At 37.0% G+C, this 16,325-nt stretch carries 12 protein-coding genes; 6 read left to right on the forward strand and 6 right to left on the reverse strand.

The window, feature by feature from the left end; translation table 11 throughout:
• Nucleotides 1-35: 35 nt before the first annotated feature.
• The 4 genes from QZT73_RS01065 to QZT73_RS01080 all read left to right on the forward strand — a co-directional run bounded on the left by QZT73_RS01065 (nucleotide 36) and on the right by QZT73_RS01080 (nucleotide 4,098).
• Nucleotides 36-1,043: a Gfo/Idh/MocA family oxidoreductase gene (locus QZT73_RS01065; RefSeq protein WP_291786183.1), complete on the forward strand. Its 1,008-nt coding sequence runs from the start codon at nucleotides 36-38 to the stop codon at nucleotides 1,041-1,043.
• A gap of 2 nt (nucleotides 1,044-1,045) precedes the next feature.
• Nucleotides 1,046-1,921, forward strand: coding sequence for a hypothetical protein (locus QZT73_RS01070; RefSeq protein ID WP_291786184.1), 876 nt, complete (start codon nucleotides 1,046-1,048; stop codon nucleotides 1,919-1,921).
• A gap of 467 nt (nucleotides 1,922-2,388) precedes the next feature.
• Entirely contained in the window at nucleotides 2,389-3,417 is a 1,029-nt protein-coding gene (gene thiL, locus QZT73_RS01075) for a thiamine-phosphate kinase (RefSeq protein ID WP_291786185.1), read from the forward strand.
• A 66-nt stretch (nucleotides 3,418-3,483) separates the two neighbouring features.
• Nucleotides 3,484-4,098, forward strand: coding sequence for an ERCC4 domain-containing protein (locus QZT73_RS01080; protein WP_291786186.1), 615 nt, complete (start codon nucleotides 3,484-3,486; stop codon nucleotides 4,096-4,098).
• A gap of 125 nt (nucleotides 4,099-4,223) precedes the next feature.
• Here the strand turns inward: QZT73_RS01080 and QZT73_RS01085 are convergent, their stop codons facing one another.
• Both QZT73_RS01085 and rlmD read right to left on the reverse strand, forming a co-directional pair.
• Complete coding sequence (locus QZT73_RS01085) at nucleotides 4,224-4,601, reverse strand: hypothetical protein (RefSeq protein ID WP_291782928.1); 378 nt, start codon at nucleotides 4,599-4,601, stop codon at nucleotides 4,224-4,226.
• A complete protein-coding gene (gene rlmD / locus QZT73_RS01090; protein WP_291786187.1) occupies nucleotides 4,598-6,004 on the reverse strand; it encodes a 23S rRNA (uracil(1939)-C(5))-methyltransferase RlmD in 1,407 nt (468 codons plus the stop codon). Before rlmD ends, QZT73_RS01085 begins: the two co-directional genes overlap by 4 nt.
• A gap of 155 nt (nucleotides 6,005-6,159) precedes the next feature.
• On the opposite strand from rlmD, the gene QZT73_RS01095 reads away from it, so the two are divergent.
• Both QZT73_RS01095 and QZT73_RS01100 read left to right on the forward strand, forming a co-directional pair.
• Nucleotides 6,160-6,972 (forward strand): SDR family oxidoreductase, encoded by an 813-nt coding sequence (locus QZT73_RS01095; RefSeq protein ID WP_291786188.1) that lies wholly within the window; start codon nucleotides 6,160-6,162, stop codon nucleotides 6,970-6,972.
• Nucleotides 6,973-6,977: 5 nt separating this feature from the next.
• The gene (locus tag QZT73_RS01100; RefSeq protein ID WP_291786189.1) at nucleotides 6,978-10,931 is read left to right on the forward strand and encodes an AAA domain-containing protein; all 3,954 of its coding nucleotides are present in this window, start codon (nucleotides 6,978-6,980) and stop codon (nucleotides 10,929-10,931) included.
• On the opposite strand, the gene QZT73_RS01105 is transcribed toward QZT73_RS01100, so the two are convergent.
• From QZT73_RS01105 to recQ, 4 genes are all read right to left on the reverse strand, one after another.
• Nucleotides 10,928-11,377, reverse strand: coding sequence for a gliding motility lipoprotein GldH (locus QZT73_RS01105; RefSeq protein WP_291782916.1), 450 nt, complete (start codon nucleotides 11,375-11,377; stop codon nucleotides 10,928-10,930). The two genes, QZT73_RS01100 and QZT73_RS01105, sit on opposite strands and share 4 nt — an antisense overlap.
• Nucleotides 11,370-12,707 carry a regulatory iron-sulfur-containing complex subunit RicT gene (gene ricT / locus QZT73_RS01110; RefSeq protein ID WP_291782942.1) on the reverse strand — a complete coding sequence of 446 codons (1,338 nt, stop codon included), beginning with the start codon at nucleotides 12,705-12,707 and terminating at the stop codon, nucleotides 11,370-11,372. The genes QZT73_RS01105 and ricT overlap by 8 nt, the downstream gene beginning before the upstream one ends.
• Nucleotides 12,708-12,841: 134 nt before the next feature.
• Nucleotides 12,842-14,143 carry a phosphoribosylamine--glycine ligase gene (purD, locus tag QZT73_RS01115; RefSeq protein ID WP_291786190.1) on the reverse strand — a complete coding sequence of 434 codons (1,302 nt, stop codon included), beginning with the start codon at nucleotides 14,141-14,143 and terminating at the stop codon, nucleotides 12,842-12,844.
• Nucleotides 14,144-14,157: 14 nt separating this feature from the next.
• Nucleotides 14,158-16,325: DNA helicase RecQ (gene recQ / locus QZT73_RS01120; protein ID WP_291786191.1), on the reverse strand; the 2,168-nt coding region annotated here is incomplete at its 5' end.

The following is a 16,325-nucleotide window of genomic DNA, read 5'->3' on the forward strand; positions in this document are numbered from 1 at the left end:
AAATTATTTCATTATCAATTTTCAAATAAAAACAAATGTTAAGAGTAGCATTAATCGGAGCCGGTAAGATGGGTATTTCCCATCTGTCAATTCTTGGAGCTCATCCAGATGTCAAAGTGGTGGGAGTATGTGACACTTCAAAAATAGTTTCTGAGGTGTTGGAGAAATACAGTGGATTTGAATGTTTTACAGATTACGTTAAAATGGTTGAAAAGGTGAAACCGGATGCAGTTTTTGTAGCGGTACCAACTAAATTTCACTATAAAATGGTAAAGGATCTGTTAATAAGAAATATCCATGTGTTTTCTGAAAAACCATTTTGTTTGAACCCACTGGAAAGCAAGGAACTGACAGATATAGCGAAATCAAATGGTTTGGTAAATCAAGTTGGTTATCATAATAAGTTTGTTGGAACATTCAGGGAGGTGAAGAGAATTATTGATGGAGGATATTTGGGTGAAATCCAGCATTTTACTGGTGAAGCTTATGGTCCTGTGGTGGTTAAGAAAAAAAGTGAAACATGGAGATCAGATCCAAATGAAGGTGGAGGGTGTCTAATGGATTACGCCTCTCATGTTATTGACCTCATTAATGATATCTTGTCTCCTATTGACTCTTGTAAGGGCGCTATGCTAAAGTCAATTTATTCAAAACAAGTTGATGATGCTGTTTATGCATTAGTGGGTATTGAATCAGGTGAAACAGGTGTTATATCAGTAAATTGGAGTGATGAAACGTATAGGAAGATGTCAACTTCAGTTACTATTATTGGATCCAAAGGTAAAATAGTTTCGGATGCCAATGAGTTTAAGGTTTATTTTAAAACAAAAGATTTTCCTGAAGGGTATAGTAAGGGGTGGAATGTAAAATACGTAACCGATTTGACGGAAGAGGTAAGCTTTTACTTAAGAGGAGAAGAATACTCTGCCCAAATCGATTACTTCATTAAAGCCCTTCAAGGTGTTGTACCAAATGTAATTAACACTTTTGAAAGCGCTTGGAAAACAGATTTATCAATATCAATCATTAAAAAATCTTCATAGTTATGGAAAGGATATTATTTGGCGATAACCAGTTTTTTGCCGTTAACCATATTTCAGATGAAAAATCAAGAGCTCAGGCCATCAAATTTAAAGACGATGCTGCAATAATTAAAGTTTTAGATGATGCGAGAGCGGCTGGTATCAATACTTTCATGTGTACAACGCATGATAGGATTGCAAATATTTGCGATATTATACGGGATAATCCTGATAAATATGAAGATTTTAAAATTTATCCCTGTATGCCTTATGCCCATAAATATGCCAATGCTGTCACAGAACTTGGAATTGTTGGGACATTAAAAGAGTACGTACCGGGTAATTTTTTTGGTTCTTTGTTCAAAGGTGGCATGGCAGTTATCTCTAAAGATTTCATATCAATAATGGAACTTCTTATAGATGCTGAAATGAAAATGTTTAAGGGTATAAATACACCGGTCATTTTTCTCCAAAATGTAATTACTGATCTGTTACTAGGTTTAGGGATGAATGATTTACTAATAGCTTTTGCAAAACATATTGAAAAGAAATACAATGCTGAGGCGGGTTTTATTACTATGAATTTACCTCAACTTCTTCCTGTATTAGAGGAAGGAGGGATAAAAAACCCCATCATTTGCGCATCTATTAATAAAGTGAATTTTAGAATGTCGGGTGGTAAGGCACTTTATGAAGAAGTTCTCAAACAAGGGAGAGCAAGAGTAATTGCCATGCAGGTTCTTGGGGGAGGTGCAATACCTCCAAAAGAAGCACTGGAATACGTGTCTAAACTTCCTAATGTGGAATCCATTTTGTTCGGTGCTTCATCGAAGCAGAATATCCAAAACACTGTAGAAACGATTACTCATTTTGATAATCAAAAAATAATGGTGGATTAAAACTTAAAGTACTTCTTTAAAGAAAGGTATCCCTATTTTGGATCACTTTTTTTATCTTTTTATCTAAGTTTCAAAAGAGGATATTCCGAGGGAAATAATCTTTATTATTAAATAAGCACTTCTGGATTATTCCTCTTTTGATGCTTGGGTACGTAAAAAGAAAGAAAGTAATTTTGGTTTTCAGCTCGCTTAGGCCGATCCTCATTATAATCCAATTATTGAGGTTTTAGGCCAAAATTTGAATATATATTGGTTTATTATTGTTTTCCTTATATAAACCCCATTTCCTAAAAAAGGATATATAGACAAGGTTAAATTTTTACCATCATCAATTTGTGAGATTAGGATGCATTGATGATTTCACTCAGTCTCTATACTATCTTATTTTTTCTCTAATCGGAATAGTTTAACGTAATTGGGAATTAGGAGTATCTTTACGTTTCCATTCAAAAAATGAAGCTAAAAATATGTCAGAAAAAAGAACAGAAATCAGTGATATCGGAGAATTTGGATTGATCGACCATCTCAGTAAAAAAATAACATTAAAACATGCATCTTCAATAAAGGGTATTGGAGATGATGCTGCGGTGATCAATTCAGGAGACCATGTCAAGGTAGTTACTACTGATTTATTGTTGGAAGGAGTACATTTTGACTTGACATATGCACCGTTAACACATGTAGGCTTCAAGGCGGTGGCAGTTAATATTTCAGATATTGCAGCCATGAATGCCATTCCAAAACAAATTACCGTGAGCATCGCACTTTCCAACAGGTTTTCCTTGGAAGCTGTGGATGCGCTTTATCAGGGAATCAATGCTGCGGCGGAGCATTATAATGTAGATGTGGTGGGTGGAGATACTACTGCTTCCAGATCAGGTTTGGTAATTTCTGTTACAGCAATTGGTGAAGCCAAAAATGAACAAATTGTCTACAGGTCTGGAGCAAAAGAAAAAGATATCATTTGCGTAACAGGAGACCTGGGCGCTGCATTGGTAGGTTTACAGATTCTTGAAAGGGAGAAGCAGGTTTTTTTGGCTAATCCGGAAATGAAACCTGAGTTGGATAAGTACCAAATTGTTACAGCCAGGCAGTTGAGGCCTGAAGCAAGGATGGATATTATCCACGAACTACTTGAATTGGACCTCATACCTACGAGCATGATGGATATTTCCGATGGTTTGGCCTCAGAATTATTCCATATCTGTAAAGCATCTCGTGTTGGAGTGACTATTTATGAGGATAAATTACCAATTGATAAACAGACTTTTGACACAGCCGTGGAGTTAGGCATGGATCCGATTACCTGTGTGCTTAATGGGGGAGAAGATTATGAACTGCTTTTCACAATTGATCAAAAAGATTATCATAAACTTGAAAAACATCCCGATATCCATTTTATTGGTCATACAACCAAACCTGAGGAAGGGAAATATCTGGTCACAAAAAGTGGAACGGCAATGGAGCTTAAAGCTCAAGGATGGAAACACTTTTAACAGTCCATAACAATTAATGGATTGTTTTTTTACATTAATTTTATATTTTTAGGTAAGCTTTGTTATATGATTGACTTTTTTGATTCACATATGGCTTTACCATTGGAGGTTACGGTGGATGATCGGGAACCGAACAGGCTTTTTTTGGAATTTAAGAAAAGAGGAAATATCATACTCACCAAGAAAAGGCTTGTTTCAGGAGATATTCTTATTGATAATCAACTCCTTGCAGAAAGAAAAACTGTGTCTGATTTCTGTCATTCTTTAATTCAAGGGAGACTCTTTGATCAGATAATCAGAATGCTGAAAGCCAAAACCAATGCACTTGTAATCATTGAAGGAAACGATAAAGACTTGGAGTCAATAGGGGTTAGCCCCAAAGCATTACAAGGGGCTATTGCCTCTATTTCCATAAAGTTCAAGGTGCCAATTTTAAAATCAGTAGATATCTCCCAAACTGTAGAAATTTTACTTCAATGTTACAATCAAATAGAAAAAATAAATGCTGTTAAAATTCCACTTGTTTGGAAAAAAAACCACAAAATAACCCACACCTATGACCCTTTACTTATACAAAAATTAAGGGTTTTTTCTGCTTTTCCAGGATTAGGACCTGATCGGTCCCTAAGACTTATTCAAAAATTCTCTACCCTTGAAAAATTGTTTAAAGCCTCTAAATAAGACTTTTTATCTGTAAAGGGCATTGGGAAAAAATCTTGGAATGAATTCGATAAGATTTTAAGAGAGTAGTTAAAATTGATGCCAAGTTACTCATTTTTGATTTTAAGTTTAACAAAATTATTGCATCAGTCTTCAGGATAGGGAACATATACAAAACTCGTAAATTCTTTATCCATCACAAAAAGACAACAAAATTCATCAGGGTCCTTATAGGCTTTTTTGAAATCTTCTAGTAAATCCTCTGCAATCAATTTCCTCTGCAAAAACTCATCCAGGTAGGTGATGTAGTAATTCCAATCCAAATCCTTTTCTTGCTTTCCCAGAAATAATTGCCCAATGGGCTGCTCTTCTTTAGAAATTGGAAAAATGGGAAATTCCGAAAATTTCCTGCTTCTGACCTGATAAGATGCTTCCTTTAAAACTTCAGAAATCTTTACGAAATCTTTGGTTATGGTTCCGAGATATTTGCCGGATAATTCTGGATCGTTAAAATCTGAAATCATGATTTTAGGATTAGTTGTACAACATTTTCTACATGATAGGTTTGTGGAAACATATCCACTGGCTGAATCTTTTCTACGCTGTACTTTTCAGCCATTAAGGCGATATCCCTGGCCTGTGTTGCCGGATTGCAGCTGACATATACGATTTTTTGGGGCTGTAGTTTCATAAGCATTTTCACCACATCCTCATGCATTCCTGCTCTTGGAGGGTCTGTAATCACCACGTCAGGTTTAGGATGCGTTTCAAGAAATTCTTCATTAAGGACATCTTTCATATCTCCAGCATAAAATAGCGTGTTTTTCAGGCCATTCAGCTGGGAATTGATTTTCGCATCTTCAATAGCAGCTTCTACGTATTCAATTCCTATTACCTGCTTTGCCATTTTTGCAACAAAATTGGCAATTGTCCCAGTTCCGGTGTAAAGGTCATAGACCACTTCTCTGCCATCCAATTCAGCAAATGACCTTGCTACTTTGTAAAGCTCATAGGCTTGGTCTGAATTGGTCTGATAGAATGATTTGGGACCAATTCTGAATCTTAGACCTTCCATCTGCTCTTCTATGAAATCTTTGCCGTAAAAAGTGATCACTTCCTGGTCATGGAAGGTTTCATTTTTTTTAAGGTTGATGATGTAAAGTAAGGAGTCAATGGAAGGAAAGCAATCTTTCAAAAATTGCATTACTTTTTGTACCGCAACTTTGTCCTCTTCTCCAAACTGAACAATCACCATGATTTCTTCCGTACTGCTTGTTCTTACAATCAAATTTCTCAGAAGTCCGACCTGATTTCTAATATCATAAAAGCTCAACTTTTCCCTTAGTGCAAAATCCCGAAGGCTATTCCGGATTTCATTGGAGATATTGCCCTGCAGGTAGCAATGATCAATATCAACGATCTTATCAAACATTTTTGGGATATGAAAACCCAATGCATTGCGCTCAAAAGTTTCCTCAGAGTTGATTTCTTCTTTAGTCAGCCATCGGTTGTTAGAAAATGTAAAATCCAGTTTATTTCTATAATATTGCGTATTGGCTGAACCAATAATCCGAGAAACTTTTGGAATAGGAACTTTGGCGATGCGGGTGAATTGGTCTACCACTTGTTGCCATTTATAGGTTTTTTGTAAATCATAATTGATATGCTGCCATTTGCATCCTCCACAAGTTCCAAAGTGCCTGCAGAAAGGCTCGACTCTGTCCTTTGAAAATTCATGAAAATTAATAGCCTCTCCCTCCATAAAAGCACTTCTTCCTTTTGTTATCCTCACATCCACTAGATCACCGGGAGCTACGTTTTGTACAAAAACAACTTTTCCCTCATAATGGGCTACGCATTTTCCCTCAGAAGCAATTCTTTCAATACGGAGATTTGAAAGCACCTTATTTTTCATTTTTCTAGACATGGGCGCAAAATTAAATAAAATTTTTGCTTAGGCTCAGTGATTGTGACCTTGTTTGGTTTTTTCTTTTTGAGACAGTAATCTCTGCTTAAAATTGACGGGGGATAGGCATTGATCCGGTTCATATTTTTATATTTAACATTTAAAAGTAATAAAGAATGAGATTTAAGGACAAGGTTGTTGTCATTACAGGAGCTACCTCAGGAATTGGAGAGGCCTGTGCCTTTGTATTTGGCAGAGAAGGGGCTAAAATTGCAATAACCGGAAGAAATCAAGATAAACTCCAGATAACCATTAAAAAACTTGGAGACGCTGGTATTGAAGCCCTAGGTGTATTGGCTGATGCTGCTTCAGACCATGACAACAAAAAAATGTCCGAATCCATAATCGAAAGATTCGGAAAAATTGATGTGTTGGTAAATAATGCAGGCATCAGCATGCGTGCCCTTTTTGAGGACTTGGATATGGAAGTATTCCATAAGGTAATGGACACGAATTTCTGGGGAACAGTTTATGCAACAAAATACTGCCTACCAGAAATATTAAAGTCCCATGGCACTATTGTTGGAGTTTCATCCATTAATGGTTATCGGGGGACACCTGCTAGGACCGCTTATACTGCCAGTAAATACGCTATGAATGGCTTTTTCGAATCGCTGAGAACAGAGGTGATGCGAAGAGGAGTCCACGTATTGGTTGCTTGTCCTGGTTTTACCGCATCAAATATCAGGAACAATGCTCTGACTGCTGATGGTACAACCCAAGGCGAATCCCCTAGAGATGAAGGAGAAATGATGAGTTCTGAAGAAGTAGCCGAGGCGATATTGAAGGCAATCCTTAAGAGAAAAAGAGATATTGTGCTTACAAGACAGGGAAAGCTTGCTGTTTTCCTCAATAAGTGGATTCCAGGAATCATGGATGGTATTGTTTATAACCATATGGCCAAGGAAAAAGATTCTCCATTTAAATAAATTAAATGCTTAAGGAAGTTTTTCAGGTATATTTAAACAGGTTAGTGGACTTATCCAGTAAGAATAGGTCACTCTATCTATCTAAGATTATACCCTCCCAAATGGTAAATCTTAACGAATTGGATTTTTTAAATCACCATAGTTCATTCCGATATATAGAAGAACTCTTGGGGAATGAGCTTCTAATTCCCCTAATCCCTACCTCAGATCCAAGAGATAGCCATGTAAATATTTTTTCCAAAAGGCTTAACAGGATACAGTCATTAGCCCAAACAGCCGAACACGAAACGGGTGAACAGAGTACGTTCTTGGCCTGGCCTTATGTTGAAGGGAAATTGATCAATGGACAAATTATTCGTTGCCCTTTGATATTTTTTCCTGTCACTTTACTAATCGAGGACAACAAATGGAAACTAAAGAGAACTAAGTCAGATCTCCCATTTTTTAATAAGACTTTTTTATTGGCATACGAGCAGGCTTATGGGAAAAAACGTTCAAAGGAAGTTTTTGATTTTTTGATAGAGGATTTCCCTAAAGACGCTGTTGGGTTTTTGAATAGCCTCTACGATTTCATAAAGGAAGAGCTTCAAATCAATTTCACAACTGCCCTATACGAAAAGAAGATCCTTGATTTTCCCGAATCAAACAAGTCCCTGGATGATAGCAGATTGAAATTGGGAGAATTGAAATTAAAAGCTTACGCTATTTTGGGTCTTTTCTCTCAAAAGACAGGCTTCTTGATTCAGGACTACGAGCAGCTTATTGCTGATGAGAATGAGATATCTTTAGAGGCCCTTTTTCAGAAAAAATTCGCTCCAAGAGATTATCAAATAAAGCCAATTAGAGAAGATCAGCTATACAACTGTTTTCCAGTGGATGCCTATCAGGAGGAGGTAATAAAGGCTGTTCGCACAGGCAAGTCTGTAGTGGTTGAGGGACCTCCTGGAACTGGTAAATCTCAGTTGATTAGTAATCTTGCGCTTGATTATATTGCTAGGGGCAAAAAAGTACTTGTTGTTTCGCAAAAAAGAGCCGCTTTGGATGTTGTTTATCAGCGATTGGCTGACCTTGGTTTTGATATGTTCTTAGCATTGGTTCATGATTTCCGTGCAGATAGGAGTACGTTATTTAAGAAGATACAAGGACAGATTGATTCATTAGACAATTATAAATCACAAAATCAATCTATAGATGCCATTCAGCTGGAAAGACAATTTTTTCAAGTTTCAAAAACCATAGAAAATCAAGTTGAGTTTTTTGATGATTTTAAAAAAGCATTGTTCAATACTGAGGAGTGTGAAATTCCCATAAAGGAATTGTATTTGGAGTCAAAGCAAGGTGAGGAACATTTTGATATGACCCAGTACTACAAAAGGTTTCCTTTTGAAAGGGTACCGGTTTTTTTGCGTAACCTCAAGGTTTACAGTTATTATTATGATAAATACCAGATACAGGATTCTTTTTGGCTCCATAGAGTAAGCTTCAGTCTTTTTTCTGCTAGTTCACAAGAGCGGTTGGAAGAAGTATTTGATGAAATACGTGCAGTTAAGTCAAAAATAACAAGGCACTTTGAACCTTCACAACTATTTGACATTTCTTTTTTTTATTCACTATATGAGCAAAAATCAAAAGTAAAACAATTGTCGGAATGTTTTAACCAAGAAGGAATAGAGGTTTTTGAAAAGATAATTGATACGAATCCTGAACAAATAGACCTGCTTTGGTTAGAGCAAAAGTTCGAAACCATACAAACACTGCTGTCTGAATTTGGAGTAGAGTGGTACAGTTCAGATGAGGAGGTAGAAAATTATTTAACACTTTCAATCACTTATAAGGATAGGGGAAAGGGAATTCTTGATAGATTATTATGGCCGATAAAGAAAAAACAATTTATTCCGCTTTTTGAGCTATTGGAGAAAAACAGCCTCTCAATAGATAAGTATGGCAATGAGTCACTTTTAAAAAAGCTTGAAAATCGGTTGAACCTAAACCATCAAATTACCTTACTTTCAAAAAAAGATTGGCTCAAAATACCAAAAAAGCCCTTTAGTTTTCCTGAATTCCGTCATTTTGCGCAGGGATCTTTGGCTGCGATTAATGCTAAATTAATCCTTCATGAATTTGGTCAGATGGGCAACTTTTTAATTGAGGGTGTAAAAGAAGGAAACCTTTCTATTGTCAAATCAAAGCTGCAAAAATTACTAAAAGAATTTGAATACCTGGACAATCGATTTCCACATTGGTCCTTATTTTTGTCCAAAATACAGATTCAACACTTGTTTTTAGATTGTTCAGACCAAGGTTTCGAAAAGCTAAAAAATGAATCTAAATTTATTTTTGACGATTTAGTTGCCTTCGACTCATTAAAAGAAGAGCTATCTCCAAAAGATGTTTATCTGATGGAAAAATTAAGGAATAAATATTCAAGTGAAACATTTGATATCCTTCAGAAAAGATTTTTAGCCGGACTTAGATTGGCTTGGATAGCACATATTGAAAAGAAGTATCCTGTTCTCAAAGAGATCAGTACCCCGAAGACAGGCCTTGTCCAAGAAGAATTAATAGCAGCCATACTTGCAAAATGGGGTTTAAGTAAATTTATTTCAGGACTAAGACTAAGGGAATACACACTAAAAGATCTAAAATACAATCGCCTTGGAAATTTGGTTTCTTTTAGAGAATTATCGCATCAAGTAAAGAAAAAGAGGGGATTGTGGAGTATTAAAAAGATGCTTGAAAACTTTGAAGCTGATATTTTTCAATTGATGCCCTGCTGGTTGGCTTCCCCTGAAACAGTTTCGGCACTTTTTCCGCTAAAAGCATCATTTGACTTGGTGATTTTTGATGAGGCATCTCAGTGCTTTGTTGAGAGAGGTTTGCCTGCCATGTTGAGGGGGAAACAAGTCTTGGTAGCGGGAGATTCCCAACAACTTCAGCCCTTTGATTTGTACGAGACCAGGTTTGAAACTGAAGAAGAAGGCGTTGATTTTGAAATAGATTCTTTGCTTGATATAAGTTCTATGTATTTTGAAAAGTTTTGGCTTCAGGGCCATTACAGAAGTGAACAACTAAGCTTAATTGAATTTTCAAATACTTTCTTTTATGAAGATAAACTTAGTATGCTACCTAATAGAAATCTGGTCAATCAACCTGCTATGCCTTATAAACTGATAAAGGTGGAGGGAGTATGGGACCATCAAATCAATATAGAGGAGGCGGATGCAGTGATTCATGAAGTAAAGTCAATACAGCAGGCTCACCCATTCGATAGTATTGGTATCATTACTTTCAATTACTTCCAAATGGAATTTATCAAGGAAAAGCTTCAAGGTGATTTACAAATTGAATTAAAAAACCTGACTGTTAAAAATATTGAAAATGTACAAGGAGATGAATTTGACCGTGTAATATTTTCAATTGGTTATGCTAAAAATAAATCTGGCCGCTTCATTTCTAATTTTGGAATGCTATCCAAAAAAGGAGGTTCGAATCGATTGAACGTGGCTGTTAGCAGATCAAGAAAAAGCATAAGTTTGGTTACTAGTTTGAATTCCAGAGACTTTAAACCAAGCCAACTCAAAAACCCGGGAATAGAAATGTTAAAGAATTACCTGGATTTTGTTGAAAGAAAGGTTTCTGGTAAAAACCCCCAAAAGGAAGTTCTGATCACAAAAGGCTATCAACAAAATTGGTATTTGAAAAATAAACTTATTGAGCAGAACGGTGGCAGTGATTTGGTTTTCTTTTCGGATTCTAAATGGATGGACCTGGCAATTGTCAAAGATAATCAGTTTCAACTGGCTTTACTCACTGATGACGACAGGATGTACATGGCAAAAGGCGCCAAGGAGGCTTTTGCTTATCACCCTATACAGTTACAGCAAAAAAACTGGCCCTTTTTCATTTATTTCAGCAGACAATATTGGATGGGAAAAATCCCTTTCCTTCAAAGAAGTTAATTTTTTATTCTTTTCAGTCCAATTGCTTCGATACCGTCTAATTCTTCAATTCTCATGTATTGAACAAGCTGTATTTGGTTATATGGATTGAATCCTTCTAATGGAAGGGTGTCATATTTGGTAAAGGTATTTCCGTAACCCTTTCCCAACGGTTTGCCCGAAGTGCTTTCAAACAAGTCGATATTGATTAGATTAGAAGCAATAATGTCCTCGAGACTGTCCAACACCAAGTACCTTAAGTATAAGTTTCGGTAAGGGTAATTTTCATTATACTTAATAGCCAAAATTGAAGGACCTTCTGGTAAGGGTTTGGTCATAGTGAAAGAAACGGTATCCTGAACTCCCCATGAAAGGTTTTTCATCCCTTGGTATTTTTCATAAACCCTATCTCCAGAACAGCTTCCAAAGACTGCTAGAATGAACAAAGAATACAAAACCTTAATCATTAGAATCTCCTTTATTTTGTCCGCCTTTATTTCTGGGAGGAAATCTTCTTTTTCCTTTGCTTTTGGGTTTGTTGTCCTGACCTTCCCCCTGAGATTGGGATTTATTTTGTCTTTTCGCAATATTGGACCTGCTTTCTTGACTTTGGTTAGAAGAATCGTTTGCAATCCCTTTATTACTCCTACTTGGTCTGTTTCTTCTTGATCTGGACCTTGGCCTTTCCTGGTCGCTAAAGTTTTTCACATCATCATTCTTTTCGGAATCCATACTCACATTACTGCTTTTTGGAAGGGATGAATCTGAACCACTTTGTCCGCTTCTGCTTCTTTTTTTCTTTTTCTTTTTTGTACTGAATTTTTTGTCCAGTCTTTCAAGCTCCAATGTAGACCTCAAGGCCTCCTCATCTATACCCTTTTCTTTATTTTGGTGAAGATCGAATGGGGTGATGCCTTTTTCATTCATTTCCTGAATTTCTTTTACACGCTCACAGGAAATGGAATGCCAGTTATTCTCATTATTGTAACTGAACCACATCAGCTTTCTAAATATATCCGTTTTCTGGAGCTTGGCCGCTCCGGCCTCTGTTAGTAATGGTTTTTCGATTTGAGGAATATCTTCCAAGGCTGCCATGTATGTGTCCAATTCATAGTTTAGACAGCACTTGAGTCTACCGCATTGACCAGAAAGTTTGCTTGGGTTTAGGGATAGGTTTTGATACCTGGCCGCTGCCGTAGATACACTTTTAAAATCATGGATCCATGTTGAGCAGCAGAGTTCTCTTCCACAAATTCCTATTCCACCTATTCTACCTGCTTCCTGCCTTAGACTGATCTGTCTCATTTCAACCCTAATTTTGAATTCAGACGCTAGAATTTTGATCAACTCCCTAAAATCAACGCGATCATCGGCAGAATAATAAAATGTAGCTTTGGAATTATCAGCTTGATATTCAATATCAGATAGCTTCATCTGCAATCCCAATTCATCAATAATCTGCTTTGACCTGTACAGTGTGGGGATTTCTCTATTTTTGGCTTCTTCCCATTTTTCAATATCCTTCTGGTTGGCCAATCTATAAATTCGCAGAATATTATCATCATCCTTGATTTTTCTTTTCTGCATCTGAAGCCTGACCAATTCACCTTGAAGTGAAATATAGCCCAAATGATGTCCATTGGGGACATCCACTACCACTGGATCTCCGGTAGTAAGGTGCAAATGGTCTACATTCCTGTAATAATCTTTTCGGCCCCCTTTAAACTTTACTTCTACAATATCAAATTTGTCGATAGATGGTATTCCCATATGGGAAAGCCAATCGAAACTATTCATTTTATTACAATCGCTCGTACCACATGTGCCGTTATTGTTACAGCCCCCACTTGTTCCTGAGGTGGTAGAGCAGCTACTGCATCCTGCCATAAATCTTATATATAGTTAGGGAGAAAAATTCTCCTCGTTAATGATCAATCTTTTTTTAAAGCGAGTAAATCTTGTCCAATATCTTTTCTAAAGGAAACATTTACCCACGATATCTTTTCAACTGTATTATAGGCATTTTTTAAGGCTTCGTATGGATCATTTCCTATTCCCGTAACGGCCATTACCCTTCCTCCATTTGTCAGTACTTTGTTTGAATTGGACAATTGTGTTCCTGCATGGAAAGTTAGGCTTTTATCTGCGCTTTCAATACCTTTCAGTCCTTCGATCGTGTCTCCTTTTCGGTAAGACTCAGGATAACCTCCAGCAACCATAACCACTGTAGCAGTACAGGAATTTTCCGTTTCGAATTGGTATTGGTGTAACTTTTTTGTGCCCAAAGCATAAAGTAAATCTACAAAATCACTTTTTATCCTTGGGAGTACAGCTTGAGTTTCAGGGTCTCCCATTCTGACATTGTACTCGATTACATAAGGATCTCCATTCACATTCATCAAACCAATGAAAAGAAATCCAGTGTAAGGGATGTTTTGTTTTTCAAGTCCCTTAATTGTAGGAATGACAATTCTGCTTTCCACTTTTTCAAGAAATTCCTTGTCAGCAAATGGGACTGGGCTAATCGCCCCCATTCCTCCCGTATTGAGGCCAGTATCTCCTTCACCTATTCTTTTATAGTCCTTTGCTTCCGGAAGTATAATGTAATGAATACCATCTGTGGCTACAAAGACTGAAAGCTCAACACCGCTCAAAAATTGTTCGATTACAACTTTTTCAGATGCGCTTCCAAATTTTGATTCCAATAACATTTCCTTCAATGAGGCTTTGGCTTCATCATAACTATTGCATATAAGTACACCTTTCCCAGCAGCCAGTCCGTCAGCTTTTAACACTATCGGAAGTTCTTGTAGGTCAATGAATTTTAATCCTTCTTCCAAGGTTTCTTTGGTGAATGTTTGAGAAGCTGCGGTTGGTATGCCACATCTCTCCATGAATTTCTTGGAAAAATCCTTGGACCCCTCCAGTTGCGCTCCAATTTGCCCGGGCCCAATTATGGGTATGTTTTTCAGGTCTTCTCTAGCTGCAAAAAAATCTACAATTCCCCGCACTAAAGGCTCTTCTGGGCCGACAACTACAAAATCAATTTTTTTATGCAATACAAAATCTGCTAAACCCTCAAAATCGGTAACCGAAAGGGGGATATTTTCGGCAATTTGTCCTGTCCCTGCATTTCCAGGCGCTACATAAAGCTGATTACATTTTTTGCTATTTACAATCTTCCAGGCAAAGGCGTGCTCTCTTCCTCCGCTCCCCAATAATAATATATTCATTTATTAAATTTCTTTTAGTTGGCATGCTCAGAAATGAACTTGATCCGATAAACCCTGATTTCTTCTTCAGCAAAGTCTTCATCTTCAAGTTCAAGTAATGCTGAGCGTATATTGTCTGTATCCGCAGTCATGAAGTATTCGTGGAGCATTTCCTCCCTTTCTTCATCCATGATGTTTTCAATATAGTAGTTGATATTTAATTTTGTCCCACTATAAATTATCTGTTCAATTTCTTGCAAGAGTTCATCCATGGAAAGGTTCAGGTTACTGGCAATCTCATCCAGATCAATTTTTCTATCTACCTGCTGAATAATTGAAATTTTCACTTTTGATCTCGTACCCGATGTTTTGACAACTACATCTGAAGCAGTTATAATTTCATTTTCTTCAACATAGTTTTCGATCAGTTTAAGAAAAGGGGTTCCAAATTTAGCCACTTTTCCCATTCCAACACCATTGATTTGTGCCAGTTCTTCCCTACTTGTGGGGTAGACAGTGGCCATTTCCTCTAGAGATGGATCTTGAAAAATCACATAAGGAGGTAAGCCTTTGGACTTGGCAACTTTTTTACGTTCAGCTTTGAGGAGTTCAAAAAGCCTTTCATCATAAGCTTTTCCAGCACCAGATGGTGCTTCTTCTGGAGCTTCATCCTCCATCATAGATTCAAAATCATGGTCCTTACAAAAAGTTACATCGAATGGCTCTTTGAGATATTGTTCCCCTTTTGAAGTTATTTTGATGACCCCGTAATTTTCTATGTCCTTTTCCAAAAACCCCCCAATCATTGATTGACGGATTACGGTTCTCCACAAACGCTCATCCTCGTCTTTACCTCTTCCAAAGACACTTAGTTGATCATGTTTGTAACTCTTTATGTAATCATTGGATTCACCTCTAATCAAATTAACCAAATGGTCCATATTGAACCTGTTTTTGGTCTCTTTTACTGCTTCTATTGCCGCAATAAGATAGTCAGTACCTTGAAATTTTTCTTTTGGTTTTTTACAATTATCACAATAGCCACAGTCCTCTTCCATCATTTCACCAAAATAATGCAAGAGAAACTTCCTTCTACAAATGGAGCTTTCGGCATAGGCTGCCATTTCCTGAAGTAGAATTTTGGCATTCTCTCTTTCTGTAACTGGTTTGTCCTTGTTGAATTTTTCTAACTTGACTATATCTTCGTAGCGATAGAACATTAGACAATGCCCTTCAAGCCCATCCCTTCCGGCCCTGCCAGTTTCTTGGTAATATCCTTCCAGTGATTTTGGAACATCATAGTGAATCACATATCTGACATCGGGCTTATCAATCCCCATTCCAAATGCAATCGTGGCAACAATAACATCCACCTCCTCATTAAGAAAATCATCCTGATTTTTAATTCGGACACTTTGATCTAAACCAGCATGATAGGGGGCAGCTTTTACTCCGTTTACTTTGAGCAATTCTGCTATCTCTTCTACTTTTTTTCTACTTAAACAGTAAATGATACCTGATTTTCCCTTATGGGATTTGATATATTTAATGATTTGTTTTTTGGTCTCGTTTTTAAGTTTCGGTCGAACTTCATAATAAAGATTGGTCCTGTTAAAGGAAGACTTAAACAAATCAGCTTCCTCCATTTGAAGGTTCCTCTGTATATCCTGTTGTACCTTGGGAGTTGCTGTCGCAGTGAGTGCAATAATTGGAAGGTTAGCACCTATCTGACCGATAATGGACTTAATTTTTCTGTACTCAGGGCGGAAATCATGACCCCATTCAGAAATACAATGGGCTTCATCTATGGCTACAAAACTTAATTTTGCATCCTTTAAGAAAAGAATGTTTTCTTCTTTGGTCAAAGACTCCGGAGCAACATAGAGCAATTTTGTTTTACCTGACAAAACCTCCTTTTTAACCTTATTTGATTCAGACTTATTCAAGGTAGAATTGAGAAAATGTGCATTGATCCCAAAGGCATTCAATTGATCAACCTGATTTTTCATTAGGGCAATCAATGGCGAAATCACAATGGCGGTGCCATCCTGAATGACGGCAGGCAATTGATAACAGAGTGATTTTCCTGCCCCAGTGGGCATAATGACAAAGGTGTTTTTCCCTTTTAGAAGGTTGTCAACAATGGGTTCTTGGTTTCCTCTAAAATTACTGAAACCGAATATTTTCTTTAATTTTTCTTTTA

This window comes from Cecembia sp. (assembly GCF_007126775.1).
Classification (GTDB): domain Bacteria; phylum Bacteroidota; class Bacteroidia; order Cytophagales; family Cyclobacteriaceae; genus Cecembia.